The organism is Pseudomonas sp. 22082 (genome assembly GCF_052046055.1).
GTDB classification, from domain to species: domain Bacteria; phylum Pseudomonadota; class Gammaproteobacteria; order Pseudomonadales; family Pseudomonadaceae; genus Aquipseudomonas; species Aquipseudomonas pharyngis.
In genome coordinates this window covers 1-8,447 of the sequence record NZ_JBQEQB010000009.1, presented here as the reverse complement: position 1 = coordinate 8,447, position 8,447 = coordinate 1, and the positions used below count along the sequence as shown (strand labels likewise).

Genomic DNA, 8,447 nt, shown 5'->3' with positions numbered 1-8,447 from the left:
TACCGGCCTGTCACGCCGGGGGTCGCGGGTTCGAGTCCCGTCCGCTGCGCCATATTCGGTAACCTGGAACACTGAACGCCAGGTCACCACGGAAAAACCCGCCAAGGCGGGTTTTTTTCTGCCTCAAGTTGTATATGCGGGATGTATCGTTTCACCGGTTTTCGGATTTTTTTGAAAAAAACTTCAATTAAATCAATACTTTACGAAAACTTGTGGCATAATGCGCCCCGTAACGAAGCGAAGGGTGATTAGCTCAGCTGGGAGAGCGTCTGCCTTACAAGCAGAATGTCGGCGGTTCGATCCCGTCATCACCCACCATTCGTTTCAAGCGTTTCGCGCAGCGGTAGTTCAGTCGGTTAGAATACCGGCCTGTCACGCCGGGGGTCGCGGGTTCGAGTCCCGTCCGCTGCGCCATATTCGGTTATCTGGAACACTGAACGCCAGATCACCACAGAAAGCCCGCCTGGTGCGGGCTTTTTGCTGTCCGGGATTTGGCTTTGCCGGGCCTGAACATGAGAAAGCGACCTTTGCCGGTCGCTTTTTTCGTTTCTGGCGCTGCTATTGCGCCGAGTTGCGGCTGTGGCGGTAATCGCTGACCGCTTCATACACCGCTTTGCGCAGGCGGTTGATCCCGCCAATCGGGCGATGAGCGTCGATGCCGAACCAGGGATTGAACGACAGGTTGTCGCATTGCAGGTTCAACGCCGGGGTGTCGAAGTCCTGCGGGGGCAGGGTGATCCTCGCCACTGTCTGGAATGGGCTGTCCTGCTCGCGCCATTCGATGCTGGTGTCTTCGATCGGCATGTACTTGTTCGCGTCCTGGCGCTGGATCTGCAACACGAAACACGCCGGTATCCGGTCGGTCGACAGCTGTTGATTCAACGCGGTGCGCAGGAAGTTCGGCAGATCCCGGTTCTGTTTCGGCAAGGTATATGTGGGGCAGCGCTCCGGATCCGGCATCACCCGGAACTTGGCATTGGCCTCGCCGAACTTGTAGGGCGATACCGAAAAGTAGGTCGTACGTGTCGGGCTCTCTGGTGGTGGCGAAAGGGTCGCCAGCGCAATGAACAGGTGCCGAATTTGCCACTGGCGCGGATCCCACCCCGGAAAAAACGCCATGACCTTCTTGGCATCAGCCTGCGCCGCCACATTCTGACGGTACTCGGCGACATCGCTGACAAAGAAGTTCGGGTGACTGAACATCACAAAGTCCTGCTCATTCAGACCCTGACGGTCACCCAGCAACTGCTTGCCCGGCACATCGAGCAGTTTGAGCGCCATGCCCCGGGCATCGCGGATGCTGTCGAATTGCGGATAAGCGTTGCCGTTGGACAGGCGCATCGTCGCTTTCCACAGCTTGCCCGGTTCGCTGAAGACGCCCTGGCGCAACTCTTGCGCCAGATCCGGCAATACCTGCACGTCGGCTTTAACGCAGCCATGGGCCTTGGCATGGGCGTCGCGCAGGTAGCGGGTGCTTTCTCGGTGCTGATCGACGATGCGCACGGCGGTCTGAATTACGTCCTGGGTCATGGCGGCCTCGCCGTCCGGAACCTGCTCCAGCGCCGACACCGGGCCCCGGTGCTGCCAGGCGAACCAGGCGGTCGCCAGGGCCCAGCCGATCAGGCCGATCACCAGCAGGAGCAGCAAGGTTTTGCCCAGTATCCGTCCCAGCCAGAGCCAGAAACGCGCGAGCAGCGAAGGTCTTTTGAAGGAATTGAAGATCATGGCAGTTGCGCCTCCAGCGGGCCGCCCAGCACTTTCAGGTATTCGAGCAGCGCCCAGCGCTCTTCTGGCTGCAGCAGTCGGCCGATGACGCCGTTGCCGCGCTCGCCAGCGCGAAATTCGTGGCCGCTGTTGTGGTTGCCGGTGATGCGGGTGTCGAACAGGAAGCCGTTGGTGAAGGCTTCGGTGCGGTAGCCCAGATGGCGCGGGTCGTATTCGAAGGTGCCTTTATAGAAGGTGGTGGCGCGCTCGTCCTGAGGTGATAGCAACTGATAAAGGCTCGGCACCGAGCCGTTGTGCAGGAACGGGGCCGTGGCCCATACACCAGCAAGCGGACGCGCCTTGTAGGCGACTTTTTCGCGAACGCCAATCGGCAGACCGAAGCCGTCGAGCCGGGGTTTCTCGGCAGCAGTGACGCCGGCTTCGCGGTACGCGCGGTTCTCCACGAAGGCGGTGACGTAAGCCAGTCCCTTGGCCACCGACAGCTGGCTGAGGTCCAGCGGCTCCTTGGGTTTGGGGTGTAACTTCACGTCCATTTGTTCGAGTTCCGCCAGGTTCCATTGCAGGGCGGTCAGGTCGAAACGGTGATTGGCAATGTTGTTGGCGGCATTCGGGTCGGTGCCGATGACATCCACCGGTAGCATCTGCAGGTGCTGCACCCAGCGTTCGCCTTCCTGGGTCTGGCGCGGTACGTGGCACCCGGCGCAATTCTCGGCGAACAGGGCTCGGCCCTTGGCCGCCAAGGGTTTGTCGATGACGCCGAGCACCTCTTCAGGCCATGCCGGCGGTCGCAGTTTTTGCAGGGTTTCTTCGATCTTGTGCAGATCACGCACACGTACGCTGGAGGCATAGCGGTCATCGCCCTGCAGCGGCTGGCCGTTGGCGTCGAAGAAATTCAGCGTGGCGCCGACCCCCAGCGCCTCGCCGATATTGCGCGCCATCGGTTGCTGCGCCGAGCCGTTCCATTGCACCCAGTCGAAGGTCCACATGTCCCATAGCTGCGGGTAATCCACCGGGGCGTTGGCCACGCGATAGTTGCTTGGGGAGATCGCATCGCCGAAGGTCGCGTTGGCGATACGCCCGAAGGCATCGGTGCGGCCGGGGCCTTCTTCGGTGGGGTAGAGGCCGCGATGGGTGTCATTCCAGGCCACTTTGATGAAGGTGTTCAGTGAGCGTTTGAAGTCTTTGCGCAGTTGTTCGTGGCGTGCGTCGTAGTCGTTGCCCAGCACGTGGCGGGCAAAGCGCTCGAATTTCCACGGGTTGTAGTAAGTCGAGGTGAGACTGGCGACCAATGCCTGTCCGAAACTGCCGCCGCGCAATGTAGGAACGCTGGAAGGCAACACATGCTGAGCCGAGCCGCCGTCTATGCGCACTGCCTGGCCATTGAAGTGCAATTCGCCGGTGTGGCAGGCCGCGCATGTGATGTCGAGATATTGCTCGGAGCTGCCGGGATTCTGATGCCTGGCGAAACCCACCGGCAGATTGCCCGGGTTGTCCGGCGTGGCTTTCTGCTGCGGATCGATCAGAAAACCGAAGCGCGCGAGGTATTCCGGGGAGGCGAAGCGTTGCTGCGAGAACGGCAGCTCCAGCGCCTGAAACCATTCGTAACGCAAGCCTTTGACCTGCGTCCCCTGTGGGGTGAAGTAGTAGGTCTGGCGCTCTTGCTCAGTCCACTGATTCAGGTAATGCACCTGTTTCGCGGGCGTCGGGAAGGGCAATCTCGGATTGGCGACATAGTAAAGAACCACCGCCAGAACCAGTCCCAGCAGCACCACGATCAGCGTCAGCACACGGTATAAGAGGCGCAAGATGAACATCCTTGTCGATTTGTTGCGCTGTTATGCCTGAGGCGGGTGGTGTGCGGCAAGTGGCCATTACGCCAAGTGTTGTGGGAGGTGACATCAATTGTCGTCAGAGCCAGATGACAGAAGCTTCATCACGGCGTTGGCCAAATGCGTTTTAATCCCTGAACTTATCGGAAGATTCCTGCTCTCATGCCGGTAGCCATTGGTCGTGGCGGCCTGATAAGCTCGCGGCTTTACTCGATTGCCCTTTCGGCGCATGAACAAGGAAATAGCATGAAACAGCATCGGTTGGCGGCGGCGGTTGCCCTGGTTAGCCTGGTACTCGCGGGTTGTGATTCGCAGACCAGCGTAGAGCTGAAAACCCCGGCGCAAAAAGCTTCCTACGGTATCGGCCTGAACATGGGCAAGAGCCTTGCTCAGGAAGGCATGGATGATCTGGACTCCAAAGCGGTAGCCCAGGGCATCGAAGATGCCGTTGGCAAGAAAGAACAGAAGCTGAAAGATGAAGAACTGGTCGAAGCTTTCGCCGCGCTGCAAAAGCGTGCCGAAGAGCGCATGGCCAAGATGAGCGAAGAGTCGGCAGCCGCCGGCAAGAAATTCCTCGAAGAAAACGGCAAGAAGGCTGGCGTGACCACCACCGCTTCCGGCTTGCAGTACGAAGTGGTCAAGAAAGCCGACGGCCCACAGCCCAAGCCTACCGATGTCGTGACCGTTCACTACACCGGCAAGCTGACCAACGGCACCGTATTCGACAGCTCCGTCGAGCGCGGCAGCCCGATCGATCTGCCGGTCAGCGGTGTGATCCCGGGTTGGGTCGAAGGCCTGCAACTGATGCACGTTGGCGAGAAGTACAAGCTGTACATCCCTAGCGATCTGGCTTACGGCGCACAATCGCCAAGCCCGGCAATCCCGGCCAACTCGGTTCTGGTCTTCGACCTGGAACTGTTGGGTATCAAGGATCCAGCCAAAGAAGACGCCGCTGCCGCCAAGCAATAAGCATCGGCACCGGTTTCAACAACAACGCCTCGCTTATGCGGGGCGTTGTTGCATCTGGACGATGGTCGGCGTAAACAGACCGAACCGATGCCGGTCATGGCAGTCCTAGACTTTAAGGTTGCCCGCGCTAGACGCCCGGAGCCGCCAAGTCAATGAAATATTGGGTTTTTTTATGTGTGTAAAAAACGCCCGATCTGAGCGCAGCCCTTATGAAACGGGGCTCTCAGCGCTGAAATGCAGCTCTGTTCACAAGGTTATCCACAATTTGTGTGGATAACATTTCAACGGGAGAAATAAATGAAAGCGCCGTGGAATTTCGCCCGATTCCTGCCTTTGGCCGGACGACTGCTGGCTCGAGGCCGCTTGCCGACCTTGTTGTTCGCCGTGGCCAGCAAAGGCGCCGCCCAAGGCAATCGCCTCGGCAAGCTGAAGGACGATTTGCGTCTGTTGCAGGCGCTGTGCCTGGCGTACTGGCGCGGCGAATACCGCGCGATCAGCGCCAAGGCGATCGTTTCGGTGGTGGCCGGTCTGATGTACTTCCTCAGCCCGGTGGATGCGATCCCGGATTTCATTCCCATGTTCGGCATGCTCGATGACATCGCCGTTCTCGCCTGGCTGATGAAAACCCTCGACGATGAACTGAACGCCTTCCGCCTGTGGCGTCAGCGCCAGGCGCCGGAAAAGCTCAGAGTGGTCGAGCGTCTGCCCGATACGCCCGAGCAACTTCAGCTTCAGGGGCCGAAAAAGTCCTGAATCACGACAGCCTCTTATACAGATAGATACCCCCCACGACCTTGGCCGCTGTTAGGATTACACTTCTAGGGAAAAGTGCCGACTCGCTAAGTGTTGTTGTCCTACGGGGTAGTCATGGATATTCAGATAATTGCACGCGATGGCGAACCCGAATATGCGGTTCTGCCATGGGCTCAGTATCAGGCTCTACTGAAAGCAGCAGGCATCAACGAAGCACCGTCGCAACCGGCTCCAGCGCCGTTTGCGGCAACCCCGGACCCGATTCTTCCAGGTCTGGATCAGTTACGCAGTTTGCGCGAAGGGAAGGGCATCGCCATCGAGGCGCTGGCCCGCACGGTAGGCATCAGCCCGTCTTACCTGGCCATGATTGAAAGTGGCGAGCGTCTGCCCGACGCCGCGATTCGCCGCAGCCTGGCCTGGGAGTTGACGGTGCCAGGGTGGAGGGAACAATCGTGAGCGTACGCATCAGTCGTCAACATTGGGACGGATTGCTGGGGGAGCTGGATCAGGCGCGCAGGCAGCGCCATCTTTTGACTTATCGAGCCTTGCTTGAACGCCTGCAACTGCCCACGCCGGCCATGCAGACATTGACCGCTGCACTGGAGCATCTCGCTGCACTGGACGCGAAAGCCGAACAACCGTTGCGCAGTTCGCTGGTGATCAGCCAGGGTGCAAGTCGCCTGCCACGCACCGGTTTCTTTGAGTGTGTCGAGCGTCTGGGGCGTTTTTCCGGGCCGTCCGACGGTGTTGCCGCCGCCTCCTGGCATGCCTCGGAAGTGGTACGGGTGTTTGAGTACGAGTACCCGGAATCGGCGGAGGCCTGAGTGTTTTTACGACTCAAGGCGCGGGCAAGTTACTGGCTGGCCCGTAGGCTGTTTCACTGGTCGTGGTTTGTCCGTCAGCCCCGTGGCTGGCGCTGGCTCGAAGGGCAATTTGCGCGCATGGCCAACCTGGGCGATGTCGGCGCGCAAAGTTTTTACGGGCACATCCTGACGTTTCGCGGGGTTGGCCTGGGCGCGCGTGAAGAAGGTGTGCGGTTGTTGCGACTGGCAGCGCTGGCCGGGGATGGCAAAGCGGCGTATCAGGTCGGTGTCATCAGTCTTGCAGGTACGCCGAGCAAAGCGCCAGATCCTTCGGAAGCCGCTCGCTGGTGGACCATGGCCGCCAAGGCCGGGCATCCGTTGGCCGAGCTCAAGTTGAAAGAGCTGGCCGGCCGAGACGCTTCTCAATAAGCAAATTATCTGTTCCGTGAACGGGGCGTGAGGGAAACCTCCCGCCCCGTTTTTGCGTCTGCAATTCGATAAAAAATCAGTTACAGACTTCTCCTACATCCTCTGCCTACTCGCCTGACTTCTTTTCTGATTGATCCCCCGCACAGTCCCTCGCCTGATTTTTGCGCGAGGGAACGCACATGTTTGACCCGGTTTTTCGTTTCGCCATGCGCATGGGAATGCGCTGATGGATGCCGTCACCCGCATCGAGCAAGAACTCGACAGCTTTCCCCGCACCCTCGATCTCTATCGCGAACAGCTGAAGCACTGGCTCAGTCGCTCGGCAGACGGCGTCAGTCATGCGGCCGATCTGCCGTCGCTGATGGGGATGGAGCGGGTCATCCGTTTCGGCGAGCACAGTACGGCAGTCGCGATTGACGACAACCGCTTCTCTTCTGCGGTCGTGCAATGCCCGGAAAGCGGGCCGATGGAGATCGAGAGCAAGTTCGAGTCGGCGTACGACATTCCGTTGGGCGGCATCGTTGTCGATGTGGTGGCGGTGGAGGGCGGCGCAGTCAAGTCCGTCACCCTTGATGCTCAGGGCAAAGGGGAGTTCACCGGTGAGGCGGGCAAGTTTTATCGGGTGGTGGTGCACGGCGAGGCCAGCGAGCAGCAGGTTGATGCGCTTTTCGAATCCTACGATGGCCTGACTCGGCAGCTGGATGGCTGGCTGCGCAGCGAATGGCAGGGCTTCAAGCCGCAATGGTCGCAGTCGGTGGCCACAGCAGCCGGGAATGGCATGCTGGCCGGGAGCTGGGCGGCGATCGAGGGGGTGTGGGACAGCATCGGGTTGCTGTCGGAGATTCTCAAGAATCCGCTCGAGTTTGGTGGTCGTCTGGGAGACAGCGCGACAGCGTTGGCCGAGTTCGCGGTGTCGATGCCCGAAAAGATGGAGCAGCTCCAACTGCTCGTCAGTGACGAGGCGGCGCTGTGCCTGTTGCTGCGTACCGCCAGCCTCTGGCTGGAAATGCTGCCACCCAGTGAAGTCGCCGGAAAAACCGCCGAGGCCGTCTCGATGGTGGTGGTGCAACTGCTGATCGATGTGTTGATCAGCGTTGTGCTGACCTTTGTCGGTGCCGGGGCGGGGATTGCGTATCTGACCTTGCGTCTGGCGGAGCGTGGCGCTCAGTTGCTGTCGGCGGTGACGCGCCTGGTGAAGGCGATGTTCGGCATCGTCAGCACCTTCATCGGCTACGTGAACCAGTACAAAACCGTCGCCGCACGAGGCATCGCCGCCGGGGTGAAAAAGGGCCGCATGCAATTGCGCTGGGATGCCCGGCGTAATGCTTCCCTGAAAAAAGACGAGCACCACGACGACACGCCAGATCAGGCGAAGAACCCCAACGGTGACAGCGCCGATTGTGCGCCGAGGACCTGCACCAATGGCTGTCCGGTGTCGATGGTCACCGGCGAAGAGCTGCTAACGCTGACCGATGGTGTGCTCGATGGGCTGCTGCCATTCGAGTTCAGCCGGTTGTACCGCAGCAGTGCGGCCGAGATCGACGTCGGGCTGGGGTTTGGCTGGAGTCATTCGCTGGCGCATCGGCTGGAGATTGATGGCGCTTCGGTGGTCTGGGTCGACCATGAGAACCGGCGCACGCGGTTTCCGTTGCCGAGTGTCGAGCGGCCGGCCATTCACAACAGCTTGTCGCGGGCGGCGATCTTTTTGGGGGATGAGCCGGAGGAGTTGATCGTTGCGCTGGCGGGAGACGCAGCGCGGTTTTATCACTTTCGGGTTGGGCGTCTGACGGCTGTCAGCGATGCGTATGGCAATCGTCTGACGGTGCATCGGGATCTTTCCGACCGGATTCAGCGCCTGGACAACGGGGCTGGCCGTTCCTTGTTGCTGCGCTATGAGCGAGCGCATCTGGTTGCGGTCGATTATCAGGTTTGGCGCGAT

General features: G+C 60.0%; 8 protein-coding genes and 2 tRNA genes. 8 read left to right on the top strand and 2 right to left on the bottom strand.

The genetic code is table 11. The features are described 5' to 3' along the window. The first annotated feature begins 242 nt into the window (after positions 1 to 242). Positions 243 to 318 (top strand) — tRNA-Val (locus ACTJK9_RS12485). A 19-nt stretch (positions 319 to 337) separates the two neighbouring features. Beyond that, a tRNA-Asp gene (locus tag ACTJK9_RS12480) sits at positions 338 to 414 on the top strand. Between the two features lie 144 nt (positions 415 to 558). On the opposite strand, the gene ACTJK9_RS12475 is transcribed toward ACTJK9_RS12480, so the two are convergent. Next, positions 559 to 1,695 (bottom strand): catalase family protein, encoded by a 1,137-nt coding sequence (locus ACTJK9_RS12475; protein ID WP_440814298.1) that lies wholly within the window; start codon positions 1,693 to 1,695, stop codon positions 559 to 561. A 26-nt stretch (positions 1,696 to 1,721) separates the two neighbouring features. Then, complete coding sequence (locus tag ACTJK9_RS12470) at positions 1,722 to 3,530, bottom strand: di-heme-cytochrome C peroxidase (RefSeq protein WP_440814106.1); 1,809 nt, start codon at positions 3,528 to 3,530, stop codon at positions 1,722 to 1,724. A 270-nt stretch (positions 3,531 to 3,800) separates the two neighbouring features. Here ACTJK9_RS12470 and ACTJK9_RS12465 point away from each other — a divergent pair, with 270 nt between their 5' ends. The 6 genes from ACTJK9_RS12465 to ACTJK9_RS12440 form a co-directional block, all read left to right on the top strand. Next, positions 3,801 to 4,523: an FKBP-type peptidyl-prolyl cis-trans isomerase gene (locus ACTJK9_RS12465; protein WP_039769851.1), complete on the top strand. Its 723-nt coding sequence runs from the start codon at positions 3,801 to 3,803 to the stop codon at positions 4,521 to 4,523. Positions 4,524 to 4,820: 297 nt separating this feature from the next. Then, a complete protein-coding gene (locus ACTJK9_RS12460; RefSeq protein ID WP_007950434.1) occupies positions 4,821 to 5,276 on the top strand; it encodes a YkvA family protein in 456 nt (151 codons plus the stop codon). Between the two features lie 114 nt (positions 5,277 to 5,390). Continuing rightward, positions 5,391 to 5,732: a helix-turn-helix domain-containing protein gene (locus ACTJK9_RS12455; RefSeq protein WP_221399067.1), complete on the top strand. Its 342-nt coding sequence runs from the start codon at positions 5,391 to 5,393 to the stop codon at positions 5,730 to 5,732. Further along, the gene (locus ACTJK9_RS12450; RefSeq protein WP_003223109.1) at positions 5,729 to 6,100 is read left to right on the top strand and encodes a hypothetical protein; all 372 of its coding nucleotides are present in this window, start codon (positions 5,729 to 5,731) and stop codon (positions 6,098 to 6,100) included. Before ACTJK9_RS12455 ends, ACTJK9_RS12450 begins: the two co-directional genes overlap by 4 nt. Beyond that, positions 6,101 to 6,508: an SEL1-like repeat protein gene (locus tag ACTJK9_RS12445; protein WP_085608825.1), complete on the top strand. Its 408-nt coding sequence runs from the start codon at positions 6,101 to 6,103 to the stop codon at positions 6,506 to 6,508. Positions 6,509 to 6,734: 226 nt separating this feature from the next. Next, positions 6,735 to 8,447, top strand: a 1,713-nt coding sequence (locus tag ACTJK9_RS12440) for a DUF6531 domain-containing protein (protein WP_440814101.1), incomplete at its 3' end; no start/stop codon positions are given.

Bases quoted from the DNA above. Each gene is read 5' to 3' on its own strand.
- ACTJK9_RS12465 (WP_039769851.1), top strand. From the start codon at position 3,801: ATGAAACAGCATCGGTTGGCGGCGGCGGTTGCCCTGGTTAGCCTGGTA.
- ACTJK9_RS12460 (WP_007950434.1), top strand. From the start codon at position 4,821: ATGAAAGCGCCGTGGAATTTCGCCCGATTCCTGCCTTTGGCCGGACGA.
- ACTJK9_RS12455 (WP_221399067.1), top strand. From the start codon at position 5,391: ATGGATATTCAGATAATTGCACGCGATGGCGAACCCGAATATGCGGTT.